This is a genomic window from Curtobacterium sp. MCPF17_031 (assembly GCF_003234035.1).
Classification (GTDB): Bacteria; Actinomycetota; Actinomycetes; order Actinomycetales; family Microbacteriaceae; genus Curtobacterium.
This window is the reverse complement of the sequence record NZ_QKSG01000014.1, coordinates 14,901-38,038: the sequence shown is the minus strand read 5'-3', so window position 1 is coordinate 38,038 and position 23,138 is coordinate 14,901. Positions and strand designations below refer to the sequence as shown.

Below are 23,138 nucleotides of genomic sequence, written 5' to 3'. Positions count from 1 at the left end.
TCGGCATGGTCCCGCCGGTCGAGTTCGAGCAAGGCCATTACCGTCACAACCCCGCTCCGACTACCGTCGAAGCGGCACTACCGAGCCTCCACTAAACCCGGGGCGGAACAGCCCTCGACAGTCGCTGTACTACATCATCAACGTCGTCCCGCTTCCGGACTCGACGTACTACGTCGGGAACGAGATGCGAATCCCGCGCCCGGACGGCGAGAACTGGGTCGCGGACTTCTCCGCGTCGCTTCAAGCCGACAACGCGAACGGGCGACGCCTCGGTGCAGCGCTGAATCGATCGCGAGCCGTGTGACGGTGGTGGGTCGGCCGACCAGCATCAGCCGACCCACCAGCTGGGATCGTCTGGGTCAGATCACCTCGTCGCGATACGCGGCTGCGAATACGCGAGACCCTCCCAGCGGACTTGGAGTGACCAGCCTCCGCCACTCGTGACGATTCCACGGCACCCGCCAGGCACGAACGTCCGACTCGTCCCACCATGGTCCTTGCTCGCAGCCACAACGGTTCCGGCAGCGATCTTCATAGCTGTTCCTTTCCTCACGGCGGCCGAACATCGGCAGCACGACGCCTATGCGCGGACAGCCGAGGCTTTCATCGGTCCGTGGCAGGAACTTCGTCGGGCGTGATCGCCAGGGTCGCATGACGGGGTGCGGTTCGTCGTTGGTGCTGGCGGCAGCATCGAAGACACCATCTTCCTCCGCGCATATCAGGGCGGAACACGGTGACCCGCCCCGATTTCGAAGAGGATCTGATGAGCAACACGAACGATGAATGGTGGAGTCGAGCTCAGCAGCGGACGGACATCCTTGACCTGGGCCAATGGTCCACTTGGCCCGTCGACGTCACTCCCGCGCTCGTCGCCCTCGAACACGCAGGTCTCCCGGCCACCGTCGAGACATTCGACACGGTCCGTCTCGCCGACGGTCGCCGCGCCCGCGTGGCACCGGCAGCATCCCTCCGCCGTCAACCCGGAGTTGATCCCAACGAGCCGGAACTGCTGCTCGTACCCAAGTCCTCATACGTCGCCCCACGAACGATGGTCGAAATCGCCCGCGCCTCGCCGAACGTGCTGCTCGTCAACGGCTCACAGGTGTGGGAGGACGGCCGACAGATCGCCGGGGAGCGCGCGTTTCAGATGCGCGGCGTCGACCGGTACGCGGTGTTCGCTGTCGCGCGCACCCTTCCCGTGGCGAGCGGCCGCATCGACCAAATCGCGGCCCGCACAGGCATGAGCGTCGGACGGATCGGTGACGCGCTCACCATCCTCGGCGACGCAGTCCGGCACGTCGACATCGGTTGGGAAGCGGTGGACATGTTCGCTCTCGCCGACTGGGCGATGACCTACAACGGGCCCGGCGGCATCGCCACCAGCTGGCACCACCCCGGCACCGTGGAAGAGCAAGCACGTCTCCTCATCGACGCCGGAGCACTCGTCTCCGGCGCATGGGCAGCAATGACCCCGTTCCCGGGATTGCCGTATCTCGGACGGGACGGCAAAGTCGAGTCAGGACGAACCCGTGTCGCGTTCACTCGCACAATGCCCGACATGGCTGCTCTCGGGTTCACACCCGCCGTCCCTCCGAAAGACGGACCGGCGCGGCCGAAGTTCACCGTCGCCGTCCCCGAAGACGACACCATCTTCGCCACCTCGAACTTCCCCGCCGGCGGCATCACCGACAACACCATCACCGCAGCCACTCTCATGCACCGCTACCACGAGGTCGACCTCGCCAACCAGGTCCGCGGCCGTATTCACTTCCAGGCCGATGTCTACTACGACCTGATTCACCAGCTCCCGGACTAATGGGACTCGACATGGCTTCGAGGCAGGAACGCCAGCTTCGCCAACGCCAACTCGACGCCCTCCGCGGCATCGCCACCGTCCCACTCGGCAAGTTCCCGACCACGCAACCCGTCCAAGCGCCGAACCCAGCCGAGGTCGCCGACCGGATGCGGCAGATCGTGGTAGCCGACCCAGGAGACGACGGCGTAGGTCTGCGATCGGTAGCTGAGATTTAAGCGCAGCGGACACTGACCGCTTCACCCGTTGAATGAGCGCGGGCCGCTTGTCCTCGTTCTGCCACCGAGCCCCTTCTGGGGCTGGACGTCTGGCGTTGCCCCTTGGCAGCATGAGCGCCATGGAACTGAAAGGCCGTGACGGGACCGCGACCCTCACCGATGACCACATCGAGTTCAGGTTTGCGTTCAGCGTCCGCAGCGCCAAGATGACCAAGGGCGTGCGGATACCACTGGCGAAGGTGGAGTACCTCGAGTACGAGGACCACCAACTCCGTGTGCGCGCTAAGGGCTGGTCACGCACCCCCGAGCCGAGACGGGACGGGCTGACGTTCCGATTCAACCGCGATGGTTCCGGCGAGGCATTTGCGGACGCGGTTTCCAACGCGACGGGTGTCCCCTATACGGACCTGACCACGGACGACGTGCAGTGGCGTCAGGAGCAAAAGGAGCAAGCGCGTCGAGAGAGCGAGAACCAGCCGGAACGCCGTCTCATCGCACCCGCCGGCGCCTTTCAGGGGTACTACTTCGAGGGCAGCAAGCTCGCGCACGGGTCTCGCCGGTGGCGTATGGAAGGCGCAACCGCGACGGTGGACGGCACGGTATCGCAACGCTCCTCGACCGGGCGGACGCTCGGTGGTGCGCTCGTCGGTGGTCTGCTCGTCGGAGGCACGGGCGCTGTTGTTGGTGCGGTCGCCGGGTCCGGCATGAAGAAGGACACGTCCAAGCGGTATCTCACGATCGCTACCCCCGACGAAACCATCGTGGTGCCGTTCCCGTCGCCCCTTGAGCGGCAGGCGTGGGAGTTTGCAGCGCGCATCAACTCCTGGGGTCGTTGATAGTTCAGACTTACAGCGCACCAATTGGCAGGTCGCGGGAGAACTGCTCGTCTCAGGTTCAGGCGAAGACGACGCCGGCTGCATGCGCCTCCTGCAGGAACGCGAGGACCTTGTCCGCGTCACGGCCCATGATGTAGCCGTTCCGGCGGACGTCGAGGTGGAAGTCGAAGTCGATGAACGCGCGGACGCTGGCGATGTAGCCGGGCATGAACGACTCGTGTTCCTCCCGGATCTTTACCAAGAACTCGTCGGCGTCGCGGCGGAAGATGTCGACGTCGGTCTCCTCGTCGTCCTGGCAGCCGCAGTCGCACTCTCGCTCCTCGAGGGTCTGGTCGTACGAGTCGACCCAGATGAACCCTTCGATGATGGCGTGCTTCCGGTCCTGCCGGCCGATGTACGCAGCCAACTGCAGCAGCGTCTCGTGAGGGAGGTTCGCGACGTTCTCCGGGTCCGGCGCCTCGCTGCCGAAGACGTGCCGGGAGTGCGGCGCCTGGTCGGAGTCCGGCCGGTGGGTGCGCCGCTGATGTAGGCGAGGTGCCGATTGACGATCATCATCCGCAGCAGCCGTTCGTGGACCACAGTGAGCGCGTCCGCTTCCTCCTGCGTGTCGATAAGCCCGTTGAGGCAGGCCCGTCCGACTATCGCACCCGTGGGGCTGCTGACCGTGTGGGGTGTGACACTGCGGCTTGCTGCCGGCCGCTTCTGGTCTGTGATGTCCAGCACCCACTGTCTATGCGCAGAGTCCGTTAGGGGCGGTTTTCTCCGGCGAAGCGGTGTGCGATCCGGTGCGCCGTGGTGGAAGGCTGCCGGGTATGGGTGATGGGGTGTCGGCGCGGCAGCGGGTGACAGCGTTTTGGGACGAAGCGGTTCGCGGCTGGTTGGACAGCTCCCCGCTGGATGTTCGGCTGCGACAGTGGCAGGCGGCGTACTCGGGGCGCGGCGACGGTGCGGTCCAAGCTGACGCTATGCCGGAGCCATTCATCGGTCCGTTCGCACTTGGCCGGGACCCGGCCATGGTGATGTTGGGGCTGAATCCCGGTGGGGCAGACCTGACGTTCCAAGGCACAGGCGGAGTGTTTACCGACACCGTCGAACGTGTGGGCTACACCGAGTGGGCGTCGTCGGCGCCGTACACGTCAGAGGCGTGGGAGGGAACGCACGGCCGGAACCGCTACCACCGGAGCCGGGCAGCTTTCGCGTCCAGGTTCCTCGCCGCCGACGTGACACCGGCGGACCTGCTGTACGTCGAACTGTTCCCGTGGCACAGCATCAAGGTGACCGGCTCGATGCAGCCCACACCGGAGGTTCTGGCGGAGTTCGTGTGGGAGCCCTTGGCTGAATGTGACGTGGCGCAGGTGTTCGCGTTCGGCGCTCCGTGGCTCACATCCGGAGCTGCTGTGGGTACCGCTCCCGGCCGTGAGTTACAGGTCTCGTGGCGGTCCGGTGGGCGCAGCGCGCACGTGTTCCCGTTGCCGTCGGGGCAGGACCTCATCGTCGTCAAGCAGTCCGGGTACGCCGGACCTCCCGGCGCTCATGACACGGAAGCTTTGAGGGAAGCCCTCGGGTGACCCTCGGCTCGTGCTGGCTAGTCGCCGGCGGGTTCGTCGATGCGGTCGTACGCGGCGGTTAGAGCATCGGTGACGTCTCGGCCGACGGTGGCGACTTTCCGTACGGCGATGGTTGTGGAGTTCGTGTACCCGTACTTGTAGCCGAGTGGTTCTGCGCTCTCGGGGGTGAGTTCACGGGCCCAGAGGATGTCGTAGGTGGTCGCGTCGAGGAGGATGAACAGGCCGAGTTCGAAGTCCCAGGTGCGGAGTGCGGAGAACGCACCGGCGGGTTTCCCGGGGATGACGGCGCGGGCTTTCACCTGAACTCGTTGGCCGTCTTCGGCGAGGAGGTCGAAGCTCTTCCCGGAGTTCTTCTGCAGCGTCCCGCCGTACATCCGCTGCGCCAGGGTCTCAGCGAGGTCGCCGAGCGGTGAGTTCCGGGTGCGGATGATGTGACGGGTCTCGAGCTCGTTGAGGATGGCGACGTAGGAGGCGAGGAGCTCCCGGACCGACATCGAAGCGGCATCGAACGGCGGCTGCGGGGCGGGCATGCGGTCAGGGTACGGGGAAGCGCTGACGCTGCTTCACCGCTTGCTCGTCTTGGTTGACGCGCCGCTCCGCAGGTCCTCGAACGCCGCCTCGATCTTGGTGGCGGCGTAAGTCGGGGAGTTCCACCACGACACGATTCGGGATGAGAACCGCCCGAGCCCTCGATGCTGTGGGGCGGGCGGTGCGGACGATGTGATGGCGGCCGTGTCAGGGCTATGCCACCAGCCGCTCATCAGGGCTATGCCACCAGCCGCTCTTCAGGGGTGGCGGTGTAGCTGGCGAGGAGCTCCCGGACAGAGCACTCTGTAGCGTTTGGCGCCTGCGAAGCGGGCATGCCGTCAAGGTACGGGGCGGCTCAATCGTGGATGTACTTGTACGTCGGGTCGGGTCGTTCTCGGTCGCCGACCCAGAAGCCGAGGGTCTTCCCGCTGCGGATGCCGCTCATCACCCATCTGTTGTCGGTCTCGAAGACGACCACGATGGTGTTCCCTTCCTCAAGATCCCACGAGCCGGAGAAGTCCACCGGCAGGCTGCCGGTGCTGCACTCGGCTGGGATGCCCACGACGGGAACCCGCGCGCAAGCGACGCTCTGCGGTATGCCCTCAGCGGTGAAGGTGTGGTCATCCCGCATCACGATGGTGCTGCCGCCATCTGGTGAAAGCGTCCACGTTCCGACTGAATCCGCCATCGGTTCGAAGAACGAGGACGAGCAGCCGGTCGCCGTCAGCAGTGTCGCCGCGGCGAGCGCCACGGCCGCCGTCCAGCTGTTCGGCATCGCGTCCCCCTCGCTTGCCTCTTGAGCGTACGTGGAGTCGCTGGTGTCCGTCGCCGCTGGAGCTACTGCGCGTTACACTTTCGCGCCGCGGGTGACAACGGACGTCTCGAACAGGGTGCGTTCGGACCGGTCATCGGTGGAGGCGTCGAGGGTGATGCCGTTGCGGCCCCGAGGTACGTCGATAGGGATGCGCGTGGTGGTGCCGCAGTTGATGTCGGCTTCGCCGAGTCGTTCCTTCGTGTCGAGGGACTGTCCGCTGCCGTCTTTCGTGGCGGTGAATGCGTGGATGGTGAGGTGCACGGTTTCTGTTGACCGGCAGACGGCGAGGATGTCGTACGGGCCCTCGAGGTCGTACTGCAGGGAGATGCTGGCGGTTGCCTTCTTCGGGTTGTCGTCTCCGAGGACGAGTCGGCCGCCTACGCCGCCGAAGTCGCTGGGGAGCTGTGATGACATCTGCGACATCCATTGGTGTCCGTAGTTCTTCGGTACGGCGTCCTCGTGGCTGCTGCAGCCTGTGAGAGCGATGGTTCCGGCGATGACCGGGATGAGCGCGGCGACCGGGCGGCGGCGGGAAGGATGCACGTGCTGATCATGGCGTGGGCGCAGGCCGTTCGGCGACCCCGTCATCGTGGGGCGTCCCGGCTTGCGAGGACCGCTGTCACGTGAGCGGTGAGCGCGGTGATGCGTTCTCGGACCCGGTCAAGGTTGGGGAGGCCGTCGCCGGCTTCGTTGATGACGATGCTGCCATCGTCGGCGGTTTCGAACAGCGCCCATTCGCCGTCGGAGTACACCTCGACGTAGAGGTACCGTCGGTCGGCCATCCACTGCACGATGAAGCCGTCCCCGTCCGAGGTGACTGTCGGCGTGTAGTCGTCGTCGGTGATGATGGCGCGGAGCAGCGTCTCAAACCGGGAGCGAGTCTCAGCACCGAGGTCGGGGTACGCGGAGACGTCGGCGGTCTGGGTGAGGGCATGCTCGAGGTTGGTCACCACCGGACGACCTCTCCGGTGCTGGTGAGCACGCTGTGGCAGTCGCCGCAGATGTGGACGCTGATGTGGTTCGCTTCCCGCTCGCACACGCACGCGTCGTCCTAGAGCTCGTCGTCGTGGATGAGCCACCGTTCCCGGCATTCCGCCATCAGCTGAATCCCGCGAGCGGCCGGACTGGTGGCGGGCCGGCGACGTCGCGGATGCTCGCGACGTCGATGTCGGTGAGGCGGAGTCGGGTGCCGTACTGGTCAATGAACGGGTCGGGGTTCGACGAGTCGATGACGGGTACGACGATGAGCCGCACCTCCCCCATCTCCCGCCGGGTCTCCTCGTCCTCACCGGCGACAGCGATGAACGTGGTCCCCCAGGGCAGGTCCTCAAGCTCACGCTCCGTGAGCCGTGCTGGCATCTCCGGGATGGGCCAGTCCGGGTGCACGATGAGCGGTCGCTTCCCCATGACGGACTGCACGGTGTTGTGGTTCGCGACCATCAGGCGATGCTTTCGTCCTACTCGGCGGGTGCGAGGAGGACGGTGAGTCCGATGATGTCCGCCGGCTGCCCGCCGTAGGAGTTCATCGTCGTCACCCACCCGTCCTCGGTGTACCGGCCGGCGCCGACCGCGAAACCGTCGGCAGTGTCGAGGACAACGACGACAGACCCGATGACGTCGGTGTGGACGGCGGCGGTGAACGCATCTCGCCGGTCCTGCAGCGCTCGGTCGACGGCGGCATCCCCCTCGTCGTCATCGTCGTGCTGGTCGGCGATCGCGCGGACGTCAGGGAAGTCGGGGACGGCGGTGCGGGTCGTCCCGGCGTCGTTCATGACGACGATGGTCGCGGCGCGGTCCTGCTCCCATAGGAGCAGCTCCCCGAACCGGTCGTTCGAGACGGGGAACGTGCCGTCCTCGTCACGGCTCGACAACCACCATCCCCGGTGACCGCGAGTCTCACGGTCCCGAATGTTCGTGCGGAGCAGAACCTCGAGGCCGGACGTATCAGTGCGGGCGGCGACAGTGCCGGGCAGGTAGGTCACAGGGGGCTCCTTGCTGTTGAAGTGGGTGGACGGCGCCCCGAGGGCCGCAGCATGAACTCGGGACACCCGACCGGCTGGAGGGTCACGCCTGTGAAGGTCGCCGTCTCGCCAGTCGTTGCGTGGACGGCCCGGGGCTGCCGTTGCGACACCACGGGCCCATCCGCCAGTCAGACTCGTGAGTCAGAGCGGTGGGTGTTCGTCCGTTCGGTGCTATGCGGCGGACGTCGGGTCAGGAACTGATCGCATACCGCCGGCGGGCCCAGTGGAGGAACGCGTTCGCGGTCGGCGCGTGGTGGTCGCGTACTGCCTGTCGGGCGAGCATCGACGCGCGGAGGGTGTCGCCGACTGCTCGGAGAACTCCTCTTGCCCGGCGTACCACTTCGACGCCTTCACCGCGGTGACGAACTTGTCCCGCTTCTGGTCCCAGGTCGTCGTCTCGTCCTGCCAGATGGCCTTCGCGGGGATCCGTTCACCCCACGACGGCTTCCCGGCGGCGACCCGGGCGCGGGCTGCCTGCGAAGCGGCGACGAGGACGTCGACGTTCTTGGACGGGACGTACTCGCGGAGCGGCTCCGTGGCAGCTTCGGTGTGCTGGCTGCCGGCGAACTGTCCGCCGTTGCCGGGGATCCCGGCGTCCTTGTTCCGTGTGGGGTTCGTCATGCTGAGGTTGTGCGCGGCCGGCGGTGCTGCGATGCAGCGACGAGGAGGAGCGTCACGCCGACGAGGAGGAAGGGCACCCCGCCGAACACCAGGAACGCAGCGCCGAACGGGAAACTGCCCCCAAGCGCCGCTGAGATGAGGAGGATGGCCCAGCCGGTGCCGGAGATCGCTCCGGCGATGGCCGCGAAGACGGCACCGGTGATGGTGATGGGGCGTCGTGCGGTCATGGACCCAGGGTATGCGGCGGATGGGCTGTACCGTCGGCGTTGATGCTGCCTGAGCCTGGACGTCCTCGCGCGCTGTCGTCGGACCTCGACGACGCGGAGCATCTGCTGACTGTCACGGTCGGGTTGGCGCGGATGACGAATCGGCCGGCGGCTCGAGCCCGGGTGTTGCGGGAGGCGCTGTGGTTCTTGTGGGAGCAGCCTCGGTTGCCGCGGCCGCTGCTCAGGTCGAAGTATCCGAATGCGTACCCGTGGTCGCCTGCGGCGATTGCGCGGGTCCGTTCCGGGCAGTCCGGTGGCCTGGTGCTCGAGCATCTGGAGCCGCGGGTGCTGCTGGTGTCGGACCTGCTGGCCCGTGCGGATGAGTGGACGCCGGCGACGTTCGCGGCGGAGCTGCACCGGCGCGCCGGTGCAGCGGTGGTGACGCAGGAGGACGACAGGCGGCTGACGTCGGCAGGTTTCGCTCGGGCGATGCCTGAGACGTCTGACGGTCCCTGGGCTAGGTACGTCGCCTCGGGCATAGACGTGGCAGCGTTCCGGTCGCTCTCCTCCGCTTCACCGGTGGAATGACCTCGGAAGTCACACCTGACCGGGGCTTTCTGTGTCGGCTCCCCTGACTTCACGCGGTGCGCGGAGTACGCGCTATAGAGCTATGGGTAATACATAGTTGAGGTGTAGGAGCCCAGGTATGTCCTCTTCTTCTTCACTTGTATCTACTCAAGATGTAAGTAAGTAAGTAAAGAGAGCCCTGGACCCCCTACTCCCCTTGCAAACACTGGGATGTGGGTGGCTTACCGGAGTCGGGGATGGGGCGAGCAGACCGGAAGCAGACCCCAGGGTTCTGCTTGACTGGATAGCGTTGAACGGGATTTCGGACGTCGTGCCGCATCTGCCTATGCGACAAGCACGCCACGCATCACAGGGGGACCATCGATGGCCACACTCACCGCCCGGGAACGAGACCGCCGCGCCAACCGGTACCTCCTCGGGGCCATCGCCGTCATCGCAGTCATCGCCTCGGCCGTCCTGCACCGGCAGGTGTTGGGTCACAATCCGGTGGCGTTCTGGCTGCCGACGGCGGCCGGGCTCGCGTACGGATCCGGGTTGTGGTTCCTCGGTGCACGGCGGGACTCGAAGTGGCTGTCGAACCTGACGATGGCCGGATGGCTCGTCATCTTCTGGGTCCTGCTCTGGACGAAGGTCGTCTCCGGTCCGGCATGGTTCATGGCCGTCATGGCCGGCGGTATCACGGTGACGGCTGCGTTCCCCAAGAAGGCCAAGCCGTCGAAGGTGGAGAAGGTGTCGCCGGCGGAAGTACGCCCGTGGTCAGGGTCCGATGTCACAGCGGAGCCCACCACCCACACGTTCGGGCGCCGCACGGTCCCCGCGGTCACCATCACAACCCGGGCCGGCGCCACCCGGTTCCGTGTCTCCGAACTCGCAGGCTTCTTCGACAACGAGATGGGCACGGTGGAGTCCATCCCTGGACAGCCCTTGACGTTCATCACTCGCGTCGGCGTAGCAGCCTCCGACTCCATCATCGGCGAGGCGACAGCCGGTCTGTCAGATGACACCCTTGTGCTCATCGATGCAGCGAACGATTCCCGCCCGGCCGCAGTCATCGCCGACGAGGATGCCGTGACGTTCGAACACTGGGTTCGCACCCTGCCGGAGGACTGACCGATGGCTTTCGGCTTCACCGTCACCGTCCGCAGCGTCGGCCCATCCACCCCAGCCGCGTCCTGGCGGCGTGCCGACATCGCACCGCTGCTCGCCCTCGCCGCTGAGGTGAACGCGACCAAGCACCGTGGTGACGGCTACCCGTTCCGATGGACGTTCCCCGCAGACACTTTCGCGTCCGCCCCGGCTGCGGCAACGCTCGGTGCGGAGGAACCGCTGATGCTGCGCGCCGACGTCGTCGTCGAAGCGTGGGACGAGTCGTAGACACGCCGGCGACGCTTGGCCCGTCCGGGGCTGTCAGGTAGCGTCCTCGACAACACGACTGGCGTCTGCTTCCGGATGGAAGGGGCGCCAGTTTTCTTGTGTGCCCAGCCGGCGGCGGGCCCGTGGCACAGGGACGGGTGACCCCGGCAGCCGTCGGGGTTCACCGCCGCGCGGCACCCCGACGTCGCGCCAGCACCCGAAAGGACCCCGCATGGGTGTTCTCCTCGGACTGGGACTCATCCCCGTCCTCATCGTCGTAGCCGTCGTGCTGCTCGTCATCTTCTTCATCGCCGTGAAGCGTCTCTACCGCAACGCCGGCGCCGACGAAGCGCTCATCATCACCGGCAAGCGGTCGAAGACCGTCACCGGCGCTGACGGCACGTCGAACGTGAAGTCCGGCATCAAGGTCGTCCACGGCGCCGGCGTGTTCGTGAAGCCGTTCTTCGAGAAGGTGTCGAAGCTCTCCCTGTCCTCGCGCGCCATCGACATCAACGTCAACGCGCAGGACTCCAAGGGCGTCACCATCGACGTCGAGGCCGTCGCACTGGTGAAGGTCGGTGAGTCGGAGGACTCCATCCGGAAAGCAGCGCAGCGGTTCGTCGGACAGGAGAAGAAGATCGACGACTTCGCCCGCGAGGTCCTCTCCGGCTCCCTCCGTGCATCCATCGGTGCAACGGACGTGTCCACCATCATCCGTAAGCGCGACGACCTGACCACCGCGGTTCTCGACGTGGCGAAGGATGCCCTGTCGTCGCAGGGTCTGGACGTCGACTCGTTCGAGATCAAGGGCATCGCTGACCGCAACGAGTACATCAGCGACCTCGGCCGTGCTGAGCGCGCCCGCGTCCGCCTCGAGGCGGAGAACGCGGAGGCGCAGGCCGACCGTGAGGCGAAGGAAGCTCGCGCGACCGCCGACCAGGCCATCGCCGAGGCGGAGAACAAGCTCGCCATCCGCCGTGCCGCGCTGCAGCTCGACTCCGACCGTGCCGCTGCTGAGGCTGCCGCTGCCGGCCCGCTCGCATCGGCGAAGGCGAACCAGGCGGTCGTTGCGGAGGAGCAGATCACCGCTCAGCGCCGCGCGGAGCTGCGTCGTGCCCAGCTGGAATCCGAGGTCACCGCGGTCGCCGAGGCGAACGCGCAGAAGACCAAGCTCGACTCAGAGGCTGCCGCTGAGGCCGCCATCCGCACCGCAGAGGCGGAGACACAGCGACGTCGACTCGCAGCGGAGGCTGTTGAGGCTGAGGGTGCAGCGGAGGCGAAGGCCATCGAAGCGCGCGGTCTCGCGGAGGCGACCGCTACGAAGGCGCAGGCGGAAGCACTGTCGGAACAGTCGGAAGCACTGCTGCACCTGAAGGTGCTGGAGACGCTCCCCGCCATCGCCCGTGAGCTCGCGGCCCCGCTCGCCGCGGTGGACAACATGACGGTCATCTCGACCGACGGTGCGACGGCGCTGACGAAGCAGACCGTCGGCCAGTTCACGGAGCTCGACTCGGTGCTGGCCAGCACCGTCGGGTTCAAGCTCTCCGACGTGGTGAAGTCCAGCGCCATCGGCCGCGCCGCGGGTGCCGCCCACGAGGAGGCGCTGCACGGCGCAGAGACGGCAGACGTGAACGCCGGGTTCCCGCCGGCGCACACGGCCGGCATCGCCTCCGCGACGTTCGAAGACACGATCTGACGCAGCACCGTCACAACAGAACCGGCCGTTCACCCTTCGGAGTGGGCGGCCGGTTCGGCGTTCACCCCGCGAACGCCGCTGCGCGCTGGCTGCGGCGGAGGTCGCTGATGGTGAGGGTGGACCCGGGTTTGCCGTTCGGGTACGGGATGACGGTGCTGTCATCGGCGCCGGCCGCGTCGAGCCACGCCTGCACGGCGCGCTGGGCAACATCGGTGGGGTTGACCCAAACTGCCGACTCGCCGTGCTGGTCGTCCGGAGTCGGGACGAGCCGCAGGAGCAGCGCTGTCACGTCGGAGACCTTGCCGCCGGAGACGAGGTCGGCGACCGCCTCTTCGATGTGTCGCTGCGTTGCGGTGTACGTGCCGAGGCCGGCCCGGTAGGCAGCGTCGACGATGTCCTTGCCCTGGGTGAGGCTGATGCCGAGGTTGGCTCGGACGGCCTTGATGATGGTGATGCGGTCGTCGATGCTGGCCATGGGGTGTCTCGTTCCTGCCGGAGTGTGGTCGCTGTCAGTATGCGCGGACGGCTAATCGGCGCGGGTGAGTTCCGGAAGCTCGGCGGCAAGCCGGACTCGGTCCCAAACGCGGGTGCCGACCGGGGTGGGTCCGAGCAGGACGCGTTCCTCCTGGCTGAGTTCCCGGAGCGCCCCTTCGGCGTTGAGCCACCGCCACATCTGCTCCGTGAAGTCGGTGCGCATGCTTGTGTGTCTCTGGGTGGACCAGCGCCTGAATCCGACGTCGGTCACGGTGGACAGCTGGTTGTCGTCCATGAGCCCGCGGTGCTGCGCTATGAAGTCGTCGGGGAGTCTTCCGCGCTCCGGTGCGCCGGCGTTCGTCTCCGGCCGTGCCGCCCAGTCGGTGATGCGGTCACGGACGTCCGCATCCAGTGGTTGCGGGTACTGGAGGAACCGGCTGATGGTTCCTTCGAATCGGTCGGCGTTGGTCACCTCCCAGATGCGATGTTCGGACAGCGGCTTCGGCAGTCGGATGTTGTGGTGCACGGCCCATCGGACGTCGCGTCGTTCAAGGGCTGCGGTGGCGGAGGGTCGAAGCCTGCAGATGGCGTTGGCGTCGATGAGTGCCTGCCGGACGGTGGACAGTGCGGGACCAGGGTTCCCGCCGTGCCACGTATCCACGGACTTGTACCCGACGTCGAACTCGTCCACATGGGGTGGGACAGTGTCGCCGACCTCGAGCAGCGGATGTATCTGAGGACGGGCAATCCCGACGGACGCTGCCAGCTGTGCCACCCATTCGTCGGCGACGACGTTGAGCACGGCAGCAGTTGGCGGGTCGTACTGATTCGCGGTCATTCGCTGGCTGCTCGCTTCCAGTCGATGTTCGCGTCGGCGAGGTGCGGGTACACGACGAGCATCTGTTCGGGGTTGACCTGCCACATGTCGTTGTCCCAGTGGCGGGTGCCGTCGTCGGGGATGTAGCCGGCGTAGTCGCGGAGCCGTTCGGCGACGTTCGATTTCGCGATGTCAGCCCGTGTGCGTTCCGGCAGTCGTGTGAGAGCTCCGGCGTCGGCGAGCCAGGCGACGACGGTGTCCATGACAGCGCGTTTCGGGCCTGAGCCTTTTGTGTCGTCCATGAGCGCCGAGTAGACCCGGCCGGGCATGATGAGCCACCCGTTGGTTGGGAACGCGACACCGCGGCTGTCTACCTGCCGACCCCAGGAGCGAGCGTCGACGATTTCGCGGAGGAGGTACGTCTCGCATCTGCCGAACGCTGCGAGGTCGCGGCGGCTGAGCCCCGGGTACGGAATGGTGGCGCGGCCGGAATCCCAGACGGTTGGCTTCGGCTTCGCGTTCGCCCGCTTCCACCACTCACTGAGCCGGCTCACGCCCGGGCCTCCCCGCAGGTGCCGTCGGCGCCGTGGAGATGCCGCCCCATCTCCGCCCAGCGCCACAGCTCCTGCCGTTCGCATCCGGCCCGGTCGTGCGTGTTCAGCATCGCTCCCCCTCGGTCTTCATCCACGCTAGGGGATGCGGCGGCTGCGTTCAGTGGACTCCGAAGCGGAAGTTCACTTGGCCGCGGTGGCGACCCGTCGTACCGTCGAATGGTCGGACTGGTACTGACTCCCGTCGTCACGATGAGCGCTGCGACATGCGGTGCGCTGGCACAGCGGGAACGGTTCGGCACCATCGAAGCGTGGCGCTTCTCGAAGGGCAGGTCTCATGGCCGCCGACATCACCGACCCGATGAACCCCCGCCTGTGGCACCGCCACGGGATGCACTCCCCGGCCGAGATTCAAGCGATGGTCGCCGCTCGTCTCGAGATGACGCCGGTCAACGCAGACATCCGATACGAGGACTTCCTCAGCGAACCAACCTGCTGACCGCGGCGTCCTGAGGATCCTGCTGCCCGACTGGTCGTACGTTCGGGGCATGCGAGGAGACATTGAGACGTACCACCAGGACGGCACGTGGCAGAGCAAGGTCGAAGGCACCGATGAGGTGTTCGGTGCCGCTGCGACGAAGGATGACGCGGTGCATCTCGGTCGGGAACGGGCGAAGGCGGACAAGGTGGAGCACTTCATCCGGAACCTCGACGGCCGCATCAGTGAACGGAGCACGTACGGCCACGACCCACGGAACATTCCCGGCTGAGAGCAGCGGCCCACGGACCCCTCCACGCTCGGGTGGAGCATCACCGCACGGCACGAGAGCTCGGACAGCGGGGACCGTGGCCACCCGCTACGGGGGTCTAATCGCCCCGGCGCTAGACGTGCTGTTAGGGAGGCGCTACTTCTTCGGGTCCGTCGGTTGCCCTGCTGAGGTGAGCTCCGCGTACCGCTGGAACAGGACTCGCTGTCGGTCCGCCTCGGACGTCATCGCCGTCCTCGCGCCGAAAGCCTTGTCCACCGCTCGGTCGAGAGCGTTGTGAGCAGCGAGGAGCGCAGGTTCCATTGCGAGCGGGTTGTAGTGCTCGGCGAGGGAGCGTTCCGGTCGGAGATCTCGTGCAGCGAGGACCTTCGCGCCGGCGGCGATGACCGCCGCACGGGTCGTGTCGTTGAGGAGAGGCAGTGGGACAGTGTTCCAGACGAGGGTGTTGGAGAACCGCAGGCGGCTTTCCAGGCGGCCGCCGACGGACTTCTGCCAGGTGATGAACATGCTCGAGGACAGGATGGCGAAGGCAAGCCCGTCGGGGTCGTCCACCTTGTAGACGTTGTCGCCAGCGATGACGTTCGCGTCTAGGCGAGCTCCGGTGGCCCACTTGCGTCGTTCGCTGAACACCTTGGGGATGGCGAGGTACGCCGTCGCGGGCTGGGATCGTTGCCCGAAGAGGTGCGGCGTGTCCGCCATCTTTCGGGTGGACGCCGCCTTCGATTGCTCTCGGAGGTCGCGCACCGCCGCGAGCCGCTTCCGTAGGACTGCGGAGTGGGTGACGTCTCTCGGATCGAGGTCTACGAGCCAGAGGCACCACCGGTCGATGTTGTTGATGAGCTCGTCCCCCATGACGTACCGCTGGAGGTACTTCGCTGCTGCTGGGTCGGACGCCACTTCGTCGTACTCGTCTGCGTTGACGATGAGGTTGCCGCCGTCACGCGGCATACTGCCCATCGTCGCTGCAGCGAGTTGAGGCGCAATGGGTGTGCGCCGCTGTTCAACGAGCGCGTTCGCCCCGTCGATGAGGTAGCCGTTGATGCTGCGGCCAACTTCCGCACGTGGCTCACCTTTGAGGTCGTCGTAGAGGAACAGCGTCGGTGCCGGGGTGGACCGGCCGCCTCGGTCGAACCCGATGATGACGCAGTGCACGCCAGCAGCACCGGGCGCTTCCGAGGACCAGGCGAATGTGCGGTGGGCGAATCGGATCCGCCATCCTGCGTCGAAGATCGGTCGGAACAGAGCGGGGACGGGTTCACCTTGCACTATCGAGTTGGTTGAGACGAAAGCGAATCGTCCGGGCACCGTCCCGAAGTAGTCGATGGCTTTCTTGTACCAGGCGGTGACGTAGTCGAGCCGGCCGATGTCGTCACGGTTCCAGACCTGCCGTAGGTCCGCTGCCTGCTCGTCGTTGCGGGTTGCGTGCCCGAGGAAGGGTGGGTTGCCGACGATGATGGTGTTCGACGTCGGCGGGAGGACCTTGGTCCAGTCGGTGTGGAGCGAGTTCGCGACGTGGATGGTGGTGATGGTGTCGAGCGGCAGAGACTCGGGGGCCATGCCGAGTTCGAGTTCCATTGCCTGGTTCGCCTGATGGTCGACGAGGTGCAGCGCTGTGGACCCGATGCGCGCCGGCCACTCTTCGATTTCGATGCCGGCGAAGTGCTCTAAGCGGACGACGAGGTCGTCGCGAGTGAAGAACATCTGTGGGAGTTCGCTGGTGTCGCCGAGTTCGCGGAGACGGATGAGGATGGCGAGGTCGAGGGCACGAAGTTCCCTGTAGGCGACGACGAGGAAGTTCGCCACTCCCGCCGCTGGGTCCATCACTCGAAGTTCGCCGAGGTGCTTCCGCAGCTTCTTCAGCCCTTGGATGGAGTGCTGCTCGTGTGCGAATTGGGCACGGAGCTCGTCGAGGAACAGCGGGCCGAGGGTCTTGAGGATGTTCGTCTCGGTCGTGTAATGCTCACCGAGCTTCCGCCTGGCCGCTTTGTCCTTCACGGCTTGGAACAGGGAGCCGAAGATGGCGGGGCTGATGGTGGACCAGTTGAAGTGGCACGCATCGAGGAGCTTGCCGCGCATCTCGGAGTCGAACGACGGAATGCTGATGGACTCGCCGAACACTCCACCGTTGGCGTACGGGAGCCGGTTCAGGTATTCGTCGAGGTTCGCGTGGTGCGTGCGCTGGTTCAGCACTTGGAAGAACATCGCGATCTGCGGCCCGAGGTCGGACCCGTCTTCCCGAGTGCGGTCCTCGATGAACTCCATGAACAGGTCGCGGTCCCAGAGACCGGAGTCGTCCGCGTACATCGCGAAGAGCACGCGGACGAGGAACACGGACGCTTCATGGTCTGGGTAGCCGGACTTCTCCAACGTCTCGTACAGCGACGCCATGATGCGTGCCGCCTTGATAGACGCTGTCTCCTGTTCCGCGGACCCGAAGGAGCGCACCTGGTAGCCGGCGAGGAACGCGAGCTTCTCCGCTTCGACGGGAAGCTCGAGGAGGGTGAACTCCGCCACGGCGTTGTCGGTGCGGTCGTGGAGGTCGAGTACTCGGAACCGGTGAAAGTCGCTTGTGATGACCCACCGGGGTGCTTCCGCGTCGGTGAGGTCGTCGATGTAGTCGAGTGCTTGCCGTTCGGCGTCTTCGAGGTTCTTGCCGGAGGATTTCATCTCCACGAGGGCAAGGCCGGGAACCAACGCGTCGATGTAGCCACCGCCGCCGGTCGTTGAACGCTTCGCACGCTTCTCGTAGGAGGCGGCTTTCGTCTCGGTGATGCCGTAGACGGCGAGGAGGTCGCGGACGAACGACTGCGCCTGCTGCCGTTCCTCGCCTACCTCGTTCTTCCACTCGGAGACGAACTTGCTGGCTTGCTTGCGAATCTCGTTGAGAGACCTGGTCGCCACCCCGACGCCTTTCCTGCACCGCGAGTCGAGGGCTACTGAGCTGCCGTCTATGGCCGCTCCCCCGCTCTGCTCGTGTCGACCCTACCGACCAGCGGGGACGCTCCCGCGCGTCCGGACAGGCCAGCATCTGCGTTCCTGCATAGACGGCGCGACCGTGGGTGCGCTTCTGCACCTGCCGGAGACGACAGGGAGGGCCCAGCATGGGTGAGACGAAGAAGCAGCGCCGTGAGCAGGCGCGGGAGCACGCTCGTGCGAACCGGGAGCAGGTGAAGCGTCGGCAGCGGCGGAACCGGTGGTTCCTGCAGGGTGGCGTCGGCGCCGGCATCCTCACCGCCGCTGGCGTCACGCTCATCATCGTGTCGTCGGTGAACGCACCGGCGCCGGCCGGCACAGCGCCGGCGAACACCACCGCTGGAGCCATCTCGTTCCACGGGGAGGACGGGGCGCTCACACCGACGGTGAAGCATCCGACCACGACGGTCGCCCCGTCGGCGGTGAAGCCGGCGAAGGTGGACCTGTACATCGACTGGTCCTGCCCGGTCTGCAAGCAGTTCGAGACGGCGACATCTGCGGACGTGCAGACCCTCGTCGAGTCGGAGCAGGCGACGCTCGCCGTGCACCCGGTCGCCATCCTCGACCGGTCCTACCTCGGGTCCCGGTTCTCGTCCCGGGCGGCGAACGCTGCCGCGTGCGTCGCCGACCACTCCCCGTCGTCGTTCCTCGACGTACAGCAGCAGATGTACGACAACCAGCCGGAGGAAGGCACCCGCGGGCTCACCACGTCCCGAATCCTCGAGCTCGTCCACCTCGGGGTGCCACCGGGAGCGCACTCGACTCGTGCATTCGCGATGAGACGTTCCGCGGCTGGGTGGAGAAGTACACGGCGAAGGCCCTCACCGACAAGGCACTGGTGAACCCCGCCAGCGGCGGCTTCGGCACCCCCACGGCACTCATCAACGGGAAGCGGTGGAACGGCGGCCGCGACTTCATCCGCTCCATCGAAGACGCCGACTGACGCTGCGTGTGCCAGAGCGGTCTGTGTCGCGCCATGACGGGGCTCGGGCCTCGCTGGGGTGGACTTCCTCGCCGACCCCCGGTGGTGCAGCATCGAGGCGGGTCAGCGTACGCTCCCCGGTGACTTCGGCAGAATCAGCCGCGACGGCCTCTGCCGGTTCAGGTCTGTCGAGGGACCCTAGAGCCCGCCGGTCATCGCCACCATCACGGCGGTGAGCCCGACGAGTACGGCGATGATGCAGGCGACGAGGATGACGGTGCGGCGACTTTCCGGGGTCAACTCGACCCCTGCCGCAGTGACCGGGCGGTCACTCGTCTCCTCCGCCGAAGTACGTCCACACGTCGGTGTTGCCCCACTGTTCGAGGCCGGCTTCGGTGGCGGCTGCGTAGGCGATGTCGTCGCCGCCGATGGTCCACCAGGCGGGGCGGGTGAGCAGCAGTGTCGCCGTGGCGCCGGACAGGTCGTCGATGACGGCGCGGACAGCGGCGGCTGCGGTGACGTCACCTGCGGCGAGAGCGATGAGCGTGTCGAGGTGGAGGATGTCGCCGCCGTCGATGCCTGCGAACAGCAGCGCGGCACGGTCAGCACCGCTGAGGCTGAGGTCTCGGATGGTCGCTGCGAACGAGGTCGCGTCGCCGTCACCTGCGATGGTAAGCAGCAGGTCCCGCTGCGACGTCGGCGCGTGGACGAGGTGCCCGGACGCGGTGACGGCGGTGAGGGTTCGCTGCTGGTCGTCGTCGTCGATGCCGAACGTCGCCTCCCACCGGTGGACGGTGCCGAGTGCGGCGGAGGCGGGGAGGGTGAACGAGGTGCGGCCGTCGAAGGAGCCGGACCAGGCGGCCGCCGCTTGGCGGAGGTCAGCGGCGGCGTCAGCGGAGTCATACAAGGGTGGGTTCTCCCGTGGTGGTGAGGGCGATCAGTGACCCGTACAGAAGGAGCGCAGCGAGGCCGCCCGGCACCATCGCGAGTACTGCGACGGGCGCTGCCCACGTCTGGTGCACCCACGGGTGGCCGCCGGGTCTCGCGTGTGCCATCACGGCGAAGGAGCACGCGGACACGAGCACGGCCCACGCGGCGGTCATGCAAATGATGGGCATTGCGTGCCACTCCCCGGTGACCATTGGGTAGATGAGTGGCAGGAAGAACATCGCGGGCGCGAGGATGAAACCGATGCGTGCGATGACCCGGTAGGTGTGCCGGTCGCTGTTCATCGCCGCGATGGTGCGCTGGTCGTCGTTCATGCTCTCCCCCGTTGGGCAGGCTACTGCTTCAGTAGGGGTAGTTGTGGCCGGGGAAGCGGGGGTTCTTCGCGGAGCGGCGACCGTCGGACCGCTTCGGGTTGCTCTTCGGGTGTCCGAGGGAGCCGAGCAGGTCCTGGACGCCGTAGTTCAGGTCCGACGTCGCACGCAGCGGCAGCAGTTCGACAGCGGCGGAGGCGGCTGGGCGGAGGAGTTCCGGGTGACGGTCGGCTGCGGGGCGTTCGTACTGGCTGGTGAACAGTGCCCACCCGTCGAGCGCCCAGTACAGCGATGTGATGGCTCCGGTCTCTTCGCCGGCTGCTGCTTCTTCGCGGTACTCGTCCGACTGCTGCACTGCTTCACGTGCTGCTTCGATGCTGTCGAGGGTGCGGAGACGGGCGGCGGTCCGGACCGTCTTCGCGAGGTCAGCCGGGAGGGCGGCGCTGATGTCCTTGAACGCGCGGCCGAGCCAGTCGTCGAGGATGTCCCAGCGGTCTTCGTCGAGGCCGTCGGCGGTGTGGTTGGTGAGGTGCCGCAGCTGCTGCTGCCATATCAGCTGGTCCTGCACCGGGCGCGGTGTGCAAAGGAGCGCCATCGAGAGGTACCAGTAGACCACCGGCGACATCGTCGGCGCGGGGCCGTCGTCGAACCCGGGCGGCATGTCCAAGTGGTGCTCATTCAGGTGTTGGCGGGCGTGCTCGTCGCGGTAGGTGGTCATGGTGGCTCCTCGTCCCTCAGGCCGTCACGCAGGGGTATGCGCGGACGCCGCACCCGTCTGCGTGACCCGTTCGATGAAGTCCCGTGCGATGGCGACCAGGTCCGGGTGGTCCTGCGGCCGGTGGCCGTGACCGACAAGGATGACATGTTCGACGTCAGTCATAGCGTCGGCGATGGCTTCGTACTCGGCGTTCCAGCCGCCGGTGATGACGAGGGTGGGCACGCCGGTCCGGCGTGGTGTGTCGAGCGTCCACGGCCCGGGAAGCCGCTGCTGCCGGCTGGCGGCGAGGACGTCAGTCTCGCTCGGGGTGGTTGCCGGAGTGCCGGTGACCGCTTCCTGGAACGCTGCGATGAACTCCGTCGGCGACATGGTCGCTGCCCGGTCGAGGACGGGCTGCACGCGGGAGATGTGGTCGGCGACTGCTGGATGGTCGGCTGCAAGCGCGTACGCGGCTGGTTCCAGCAGGATGAGTCCGAGTACCCGCTCCGGGGCCCGTGCGGCGGCTCGCATCGCGACTGGGCCGCCGAAGGAGTGCGCGACGACGATGGCGCCGTCCCCGCACGCATCGAGGAGTTGTTCCTCCCAGCGGTCCTGACTGAACGGTTGCGCCTCCTCGTCCGGGGCGTACCCGGGCATCACTGCTGCGGTAGCGCTAGCCAGGACGGCGGCGACCGGCCATGCCTGTTCGAAGGTGCGGTTCGACGCGTGGAGGAAGACGACGGGCAGCATGCTCAACTCGATGCGGCACTCGCTCCAGGGAACAGAATCGGCGCCTGGCGTTCGAGGAGGTACTGGTCGACGTCCGTTTCGATGAGCGGGGAGCCGTCGTGGTGTTTCCGGACGGTGGGGTCCGTGTACCAGTACAGGCGGCGGTTGCCCTTCTCGGTGTGCTGCTGTGCGGTGGCGCGGGCTTGCCCGCGGGTGAACAGCCAGACGACGTCCCGTTCGAGGAACACGAACGCCAGCAGCTGCGCCGGGGTGCTGTGCGGGAACGTCCACCCGATCGCCATCTTCCCGTTCCCGCCACCCGATGGGGTTGCTCGGTCGACGGTCTTCACCTGCACGGTCGTCGCTTCCTGCGCGCCGGGTGCGTAGACGACAAGGTCGATGCCGGAGTCGGTGGTCATCCGAGCAGAGTCGATGCCGAGTTTCAGCAGCTGGTACTGGACGAGGAGTTCCCCGCCGGCGCCGATGTGCAACGGGTTCCTGGTGAGCGCCATGACCGGATCGTACCGGGCACGCGGAGGACGGATGCCACCGGGGAAACGCCGCCGTGTGGTTAAGCCGGCCGCGGCAGATTGATGTGGTCCCCGTCCCACGACAAGTCGCTGTCTTCGTGGACCTCGTACGCTTCGAACCGGTCGTCGGCGAGGACCCTGTCGATGAGGTCGCGCGTGCCGGCGACGATGGTGGAGTCCCAGTCTTCCTCGGACGCGACGACCCATGCCTGGTCGGACGGCCAGATGAACGTCGTGTGGGGCGCTTCCTGGTCGTAGTGGCTCGTCGTCGCCCACCCGGGGACGGCTCGCTGTGCCCATCCGGGGTCGGCGAGTTCCTCGATGGATGAGGGGAACAGCACGACGTCCCGGCCAGGCCACTCCAGGACCTCGGACGTTCCGCGGTTCCCGTGGGCTGTACCGGCCGTCTCGCTGTCGGTGTACTCGCCAGTGCCGACCCATGCTCCGCCGACCAGGTTCTCGGGTGTCGTCGTGGCGACGCGCAGGTGTTCGGTGAGGACGGAGAGGTCCTGCGGGTCGAACCACCCGTCATCCGACTGGTCGACTCGCCATCCGTCCGGCCACCACCGCGTCTGTTCCTCGTCGCTGATACGCCGCCACTGGATGAGAGGATGCATGACCCGGTTGTTGCGACGAGCGACCTCCGCCCACGGCCACCGGGTGTGCTCATCGTCAGGGTGCACACCCCACCGGTCCTGGGTGGTCTGGTCCTCGTGATGGGCGGCCAGCGGGTTCAGCAGACGGGCGTACGCGTCGAAGCCGTTGCCAGCGACCCCTCCGACTGTCGCCCAGGCTCCAACGCGCCCGAGCAGCCAAGCACCGCGGGAGGCATCTCGCAGGAGGTGCATCAGCGGTTGGGGTGCGTCAGCGGGAGTCGTCGTCGGCGGCAGGAGCGTGCGTGTCGACGTCCCGGCGGATACGTCGGAGGTTCTGGTAGGCGAGGACGAGTCCGATGACGGCGAACATCGGGCCAGCTACCCAGAAGACGACGCGGAGAGCGCCGAGGGAGTCGAGCGTTCCGAGGGTGCTGAACATCATCGAGATGGCGACGAACATCATCGCGACGGGGATGGCGACCTGGTTGCGCTTCACCGCTCCACCGTACCGGCGACCGGCCCTTCGTCGCGTACCGTTGTCGGGTGGTTTCTGAGGTGGTG

General features: G+C 66.8%; 31 protein-coding genes. 11 read left to right on the top strand and 20 right to left on the bottom strand.

The genetic code is table 11. The annotated features are described in order from the left end of the window. Positions 1–763 precede the first annotated feature (763 nt). Both DEJ31_RS16010 and DEJ31_RS16000 read left to right on the top strand, forming a co-directional pair. Positions 764–1,816 carry a hypothetical protein gene (locus tag DEJ31_RS16010; RefSeq protein ID WP_146243193.1) on the top strand — a complete coding sequence of 351 codons (1,053 nt, stop codon included), beginning with the start codon at positions 764–766 and terminating at the stop codon, positions 1,814–1,816. A 325-nt stretch (positions 1,817–2,141) separates the two neighbouring features. Next, positions 2,142–2,867, top strand: coding sequence for a hypothetical protein (locus tag DEJ31_RS16000; RefSeq protein WP_111122378.1), 726 nt, complete (start codon positions 2,142–2,144; stop codon positions 2,865–2,867). Positions 2,868–2,925: 58 nt separating this feature from the next. Here DEJ31_RS16000 and DEJ31_RS15995 read toward each other — a convergent pair whose 3' ends face one another. Beyond that, positions 2,926–3,273 (bottom strand): hypothetical protein, encoded by a 348-nt coding sequence (locus tag DEJ31_RS15995; RefSeq protein ID WP_110904589.1) that lies wholly within the window; start codon positions 3,271–3,273, stop codon positions 2,926–2,928. Positions 3,274–3,832: 559 nt separating this feature from the next. Between DEJ31_RS15995 and DEJ31_RS15990 the strand changes: the two genes are divergently transcribed. Then, a complete protein-coding gene (locus DEJ31_RS15990; RefSeq protein ID WP_146243192.1) occupies positions 3,833–4,435 on the top strand; it encodes a hypothetical protein in 603 nt (200 codons plus the stop codon). Positions 4,436–4,452: 17 nt separating this feature from the next. On the opposite strand, the gene DEJ31_RS15985 is transcribed toward DEJ31_RS15990, so the two are convergent. The 8 genes from DEJ31_RS15985 to DEJ31_RS15950 form a co-directional block, all read right to left on the bottom strand. Further along, on the bottom strand, positions 4,453–4,965 hold the full coding sequence (locus DEJ31_RS15985; protein ID WP_111122376.1) for a DUF6998 domain-containing protein: 513 nt from the start codon (positions 4,963–4,965) through the stop codon (positions 4,453–4,455). Between the two features lie 353 nt (positions 4,966–5,318). Next, entirely contained in the window at positions 5,319–5,714 is a 396-nt protein-coding gene (locus tag DEJ31_RS15980) for a hypothetical protein (RefSeq protein WP_181433562.1), read from the bottom strand. Positions 5,715–5,810: 96 nt separating this feature from the next. Continuing rightward, a complete protein-coding gene (locus tag DEJ31_RS15975) occupies positions 5,811–6,365 on the bottom strand; it encodes a hypothetical protein (protein WP_146243191.1) in 555 nt (184 codons plus the stop codon). After that, positions 6,362–6,727 (bottom strand): hypothetical protein, encoded by a 366-nt coding sequence (locus DEJ31_RS15970; protein WP_146243190.1) that lies wholly within the window; start codon positions 6,725–6,727, stop codon positions 6,362–6,364. Before DEJ31_RS15970 ends, DEJ31_RS15975 begins: the two co-directional genes overlap by 4 nt. Before the next feature lie 148 nt (positions 6,728–6,875). Beyond that, positions 6,876–7,217: a hypothetical protein gene (locus DEJ31_RS15965; RefSeq protein WP_111122372.1), complete on the bottom strand. Its 342-nt coding sequence runs from the start codon at positions 7,215–7,217 to the stop codon at positions 6,876–6,878. A gap of 17 nt (positions 7,218–7,234) precedes the next feature. Continuing rightward, on the bottom strand, positions 7,235–7,648 hold the full coding sequence (locus DEJ31_RS15960) for a hypothetical protein (RefSeq protein WP_146243189.1): 414 nt from the start codon (positions 7,646–7,648) through the stop codon (positions 7,235–7,237). A gap of 321 nt (positions 7,649–7,969) precedes the next feature. Then, positions 7,970–8,419 (bottom strand): hypothetical protein, encoded by a 450-nt coding sequence (locus DEJ31_RS15955; protein ID WP_111122370.1) that lies wholly within the window; start codon positions 8,417–8,419, stop codon positions 7,970–7,972. Beyond that, positions 8,416–8,646: a hypothetical protein gene (locus DEJ31_RS15950; protein ID WP_111122369.1), complete on the bottom strand. Its 231-nt coding sequence runs from the start codon at positions 8,644–8,646 to the stop codon at positions 8,416–8,418. Before DEJ31_RS15950 ends, DEJ31_RS15955 begins: the two co-directional genes overlap by 4 nt. 42 nt (positions 8,647–8,688) lie before the next feature. Between DEJ31_RS15950 and DEJ31_RS15945 the strand changes: the two genes are divergently transcribed. The 4 genes from DEJ31_RS15945 to DEJ31_RS15930 all read left to right on the top strand — a co-directional run bounded on the left by DEJ31_RS15945 (position 8,689) and on the right by DEJ31_RS15930 (position 12,262). After that, complete coding sequence (locus DEJ31_RS15945) at positions 8,689–9,213, top strand: hypothetical protein (protein WP_111122368.1); 525 nt, start codon at positions 8,689–8,691, stop codon at positions 9,211–9,213. A 363-nt stretch (positions 9,214–9,576) separates the two neighbouring features. Next, complete coding sequence (locus DEJ31_RS15940) at positions 9,577–10,323, top strand: hypothetical protein (RefSeq protein ID WP_111122367.1); 747 nt, start codon at positions 9,577–9,579, stop codon at positions 10,321–10,323. A gap of 3 nt (positions 10,324–10,326) precedes the next feature. Next, complete coding sequence (locus tag DEJ31_RS15935; protein WP_111122366.1) at positions 10,327–10,587, top strand: hypothetical protein; 261 nt, start codon at positions 10,327–10,329, stop codon at positions 10,585–10,587. Positions 10,588–10,798: 211 nt separating this feature from the next. Next, positions 10,799–12,262: a flotillin family protein gene (locus DEJ31_RS15930; RefSeq protein WP_111122365.1), complete on the top strand. Its 1,464-nt coding sequence runs from the start codon at positions 10,799–10,801 to the stop codon at positions 12,260–12,262. A gap of 61 nt (positions 12,263–12,323) precedes the next feature. Here DEJ31_RS15930 and DEJ31_RS15925 read toward each other — a convergent pair whose 3' ends face one another. The 3 genes from DEJ31_RS15925 to DEJ31_RS17365 are packed head-to-tail and all read right to left on the bottom strand — an operon-like array spanning position 12,324 to position 14,107. After that, positions 12,324–12,737 (bottom strand): hypothetical protein, encoded by a 414-nt coding sequence (locus DEJ31_RS15925; RefSeq protein ID WP_111122364.1) that lies wholly within the window; start codon positions 12,735–12,737, stop codon positions 12,324–12,326. A gap of 51 nt (positions 12,738–12,788) precedes the next feature. Continuing rightward, positions 12,789–13,574, bottom strand: coding sequence for a hypothetical protein (locus tag DEJ31_RS15920; RefSeq protein WP_146243188.1), 786 nt, complete (start codon positions 13,572–13,574; stop codon positions 12,789–12,791). Then, on the bottom strand, positions 13,571–14,107 hold the full coding sequence (locus DEJ31_RS17365) for a hypothetical protein (RefSeq protein ID WP_181433561.1): 537 nt from the start codon (positions 14,105–14,107) through the stop codon (positions 13,571–13,573). Before DEJ31_RS17365 ends, DEJ31_RS15920 begins: the two co-directional genes overlap by 4 nt. Positions 14,108–14,441: 334 nt before the next feature. On the opposite strand from DEJ31_RS17365, the gene DEJ31_RS17360 reads away from it, so the two are divergent. Continuing rightward, entirely contained in the window at positions 14,442–14,603 is a 162-nt protein-coding gene (locus DEJ31_RS17360) for a hypothetical protein (protein ID WP_181433560.1), read from the top strand. Positions 14,604–14,652: 49 nt separating this feature from the next. After that, positions 14,653–14,874 carry a DUF2188 domain-containing protein gene (locus DEJ31_RS15910; protein WP_110905259.1) on the top strand — a complete coding sequence of 74 codons (222 nt, stop codon included), beginning with the start codon at positions 14,653–14,655 and terminating at the stop codon, positions 14,872–14,874. Between the two features lie 135 nt (positions 14,875–15,009). On the opposite strand, the gene DEJ31_RS15905 is transcribed toward DEJ31_RS15910, so the two are convergent. After that, complete coding sequence (locus tag DEJ31_RS15905; protein WP_111122361.1) at positions 15,010–17,772, bottom strand: DNA methyltransferase; 2,763 nt, start codon at positions 17,770–17,772, stop codon at positions 15,010–15,012. A 200-nt stretch (positions 17,773–17,972) separates the two neighbouring features. On the opposite strand from DEJ31_RS15905, the gene DEJ31_RS15900 reads away from it, so the two are divergent. Continuing rightward, entirely contained in the window at positions 17,973–18,686 is a 714-nt protein-coding gene (locus tag DEJ31_RS15900) for a thioredoxin domain-containing protein (RefSeq protein WP_111122360.1), read from the top strand. Continuing rightward, entirely contained in the window at positions 18,641–18,787 is a 147-nt protein-coding gene (locus DEJ31_RS17355) for a hypothetical protein (RefSeq protein WP_181433559.1), read from the top strand. Before DEJ31_RS15900 ends, DEJ31_RS17355 begins: the two co-directional genes overlap by 46 nt. 307 nt (positions 18,788–19,094) lie before the next feature. Here DEJ31_RS17355 and DEJ31_RS15895 read toward each other — a convergent pair whose 3' ends face one another. Genes DEJ31_RS15895 through DEJ31_RS15875 form a run of 7 tightly spaced genes read right to left on the bottom strand, consistent with a single transcriptional unit; the run spans position 19,095 to position 23,073 of the window. After that, a complete protein-coding gene (locus tag DEJ31_RS15895; protein ID WP_111122359.1) occupies positions 19,095–19,673 on the bottom strand; it encodes a hypothetical protein in 579 nt (192 codons plus the stop codon). Then, positions 19,666–20,028 carry a hypothetical protein gene (locus tag DEJ31_RS15890; RefSeq protein WP_111122358.1) on the bottom strand — a complete coding sequence of 121 codons (363 nt, stop codon included), beginning with the start codon at positions 20,026–20,028 and terminating at the stop codon, positions 19,666–19,668. Before DEJ31_RS15890 ends, DEJ31_RS15895 begins: the two co-directional genes overlap by 8 nt. Positions 20,029–20,056: 28 nt before the next feature. Then, a complete protein-coding gene (locus tag DEJ31_RS15885) occupies positions 20,057–20,743 on the bottom strand; it encodes a hypothetical protein (RefSeq protein ID WP_111122357.1) in 687 nt (228 codons plus the stop codon). Positions 20,744–20,767: 24 nt separating this feature from the next. Continuing rightward, positions 20,768–21,472 (bottom strand): alpha/beta fold hydrolase, encoded by a 705-nt coding sequence (locus DEJ31_RS17350; RefSeq protein WP_181433558.1) that lies wholly within the window; start codon positions 21,470–21,472, stop codon positions 20,768–20,770. Positions 21,473–21,474: 2 nt separating this feature from the next. Continuing rightward, the gene (locus DEJ31_RS17345; protein ID WP_181433557.1) at positions 21,475–21,963 is read right to left on the bottom strand and encodes a hypothetical protein; all 489 of its coding nucleotides are present in this window, start codon (positions 21,961–21,963) and stop codon (positions 21,475–21,477) included. 59 nt (positions 21,964–22,022) lie between these two features. Further along, the gene (locus DEJ31_RS17340) at positions 22,023–22,829 is read right to left on the bottom strand and encodes a hypothetical protein (protein WP_181433556.1); all 807 of its coding nucleotides are present in this window, start codon (positions 22,827–22,829) and stop codon (positions 22,023–22,025) included. Between the two features lie 16 nt (positions 22,830–22,845). After that, positions 22,846–23,073, bottom strand: a complete 228-nt coding sequence (locus DEJ31_RS15875; RefSeq protein ID WP_111122356.1) for a hypothetical protein — start codon at positions 23,071–23,073, stop codon at positions 22,846–22,848. Between the last annotated feature and the right edge of the window lie 65 nt (positions 23,074–23,138).

Excerpts from the sequence above, each read along its gene's own strand:
- DEJ31_RS16010 (WP_146243193.1), top strand. The coding sequence starts at position 764 with ATGAGCAACACGAACGATGAATGGTGGAGTCGAGCTCAGCAGCGGACG.
- DEJ31_RS16000 (WP_111122378.1), top strand. The coding sequence starts at position 2,142 with ATGAGCGCCATGGAACTGAAAGGCCGTGACGGGACCGCGACCCTCACC.
- DEJ31_RS15990 (WP_146243192.1), top strand. The coding sequence starts at position 3,833 with ATGCCGGAGCCATTCATCGGTCCGTTCGCACTTGGCCGGGACCCGGCC.
- DEJ31_RS15985 (WP_111122376.1), bottom strand. The coding sequence starts at position 4,965 with ATGCCCGCCCCGCAGCCGCCGTTCGATGCCGCTTCGATGTCGGTCCGG.
- DEJ31_RS15975 (WP_146243191.1), bottom strand. The coding sequence starts at position 6,365 with ATGACGGGGTCGCCGAACGGCCTGCGCCCACGCCATGATCAGCACGTG.
- DEJ31_RS15965 (WP_111122372.1), bottom strand. The coding sequence starts at position 7,217 with ATGGTCGCGAACCACAACACCGTGCAGTCCGTCATGGGGAAGCGACCG.
- DEJ31_RS15955 (WP_111122370.1), bottom strand. The coding sequence starts at position 8,419 with ATGACGAACCCCACACGGAACAAGGACGCCGGGATCCCCGGCAACGGC.
- DEJ31_RS15950 (WP_111122369.1), bottom strand. The coding sequence starts at position 8,646 with ATGACCGCACGACGCCCCATCACCATCACCGGTGCCGTCTTCGCGGCC.
- DEJ31_RS15945 (WP_111122368.1), top strand. The coding sequence starts at position 8,689 with ATGCTGCCTGAGCCTGGACGTCCTCGCGCGCTGTCGTCGGACCTCGAC.
- DEJ31_RS15940 (WP_111122367.1), top strand. The coding sequence starts at position 9,577 with ATGGCCACACTCACCGCCCGGGAACGAGACCGCCGCGCCAACCGGTAC.
- DEJ31_RS15935 (WP_111122366.1), top strand. The coding sequence starts at position 10,327 with ATGGCTTTCGGCTTCACCGTCACCGTCCGCAGCGTCGGCCCATCCACC.
- DEJ31_RS15930 (WP_111122365.1), top strand. The coding sequence starts at position 10,799 with ATGGGTGTTCTCCTCGGACTGGGACTCATCCCCGTCCTCATCGTCGTA.
- DEJ31_RS15925 (WP_111122364.1), bottom strand. The coding sequence starts at position 12,737 with ATGGCCAGCATCGACGACCGCATCACCATCATCAAGGCCGTCCGAGCC.
- DEJ31_RS15920 (WP_146243188.1), bottom strand. The coding sequence starts at position 13,574 with ATGACCGCGAATCAGTACGACCCGCCAACTGCTGCCGTGCTCAACGTC.
- DEJ31_RS17360 (WP_181433560.1), top strand. The coding sequence starts at position 14,442 with ATGGCCGCCGACATCACCGACCCGATGAACCCCCGCCTGTGGCACCGC.
- DEJ31_RS15910 (WP_110905259.1), top strand. The coding sequence starts at position 14,653 with ATGCGAGGAGACATTGAGACGTACCACCAGGACGGCACGTGGCAGAGC.
- DEJ31_RS15900 (WP_111122360.1), top strand. The coding sequence starts at position 17,973 with ATGGGTGAGACGAAGAAGCAGCGCCGTGAGCAGGCGCGGGAGCACGCT.
- DEJ31_RS15890 (WP_111122358.1), bottom strand. The coding sequence starts at position 20,028 with ATGAACGACGACCAGCGCACCATCGCGGCGATGAACAGCGACCGGCAC.
- DEJ31_RS15885 (WP_111122357.1), bottom strand. The coding sequence starts at position 20,743 with ATGACCACCTACCGCGACGAGCACGCCCGCCAACACCTGAATGAGCAC.
- DEJ31_RS17350 (WP_181433558.1), bottom strand. The coding sequence starts at position 21,472 with ATGCTGCCCGTCGTCTTCCTCCACGCGTCGAACCGCACCTTCGAACAG.
- DEJ31_RS17345 (WP_181433557.1), bottom strand. The coding sequence starts at position 21,963 with ATGGCGCTCACCAGGAACCCGTTGCACATCGGCGCCGGCGGGGAACTC.
- DEJ31_RS17340 (WP_181433556.1), bottom strand. The coding sequence starts at position 22,829 with ATGCACCTCCTGCGAGATGCCTCCCGCGGTGCTTGGCTGCTCGGGCGC.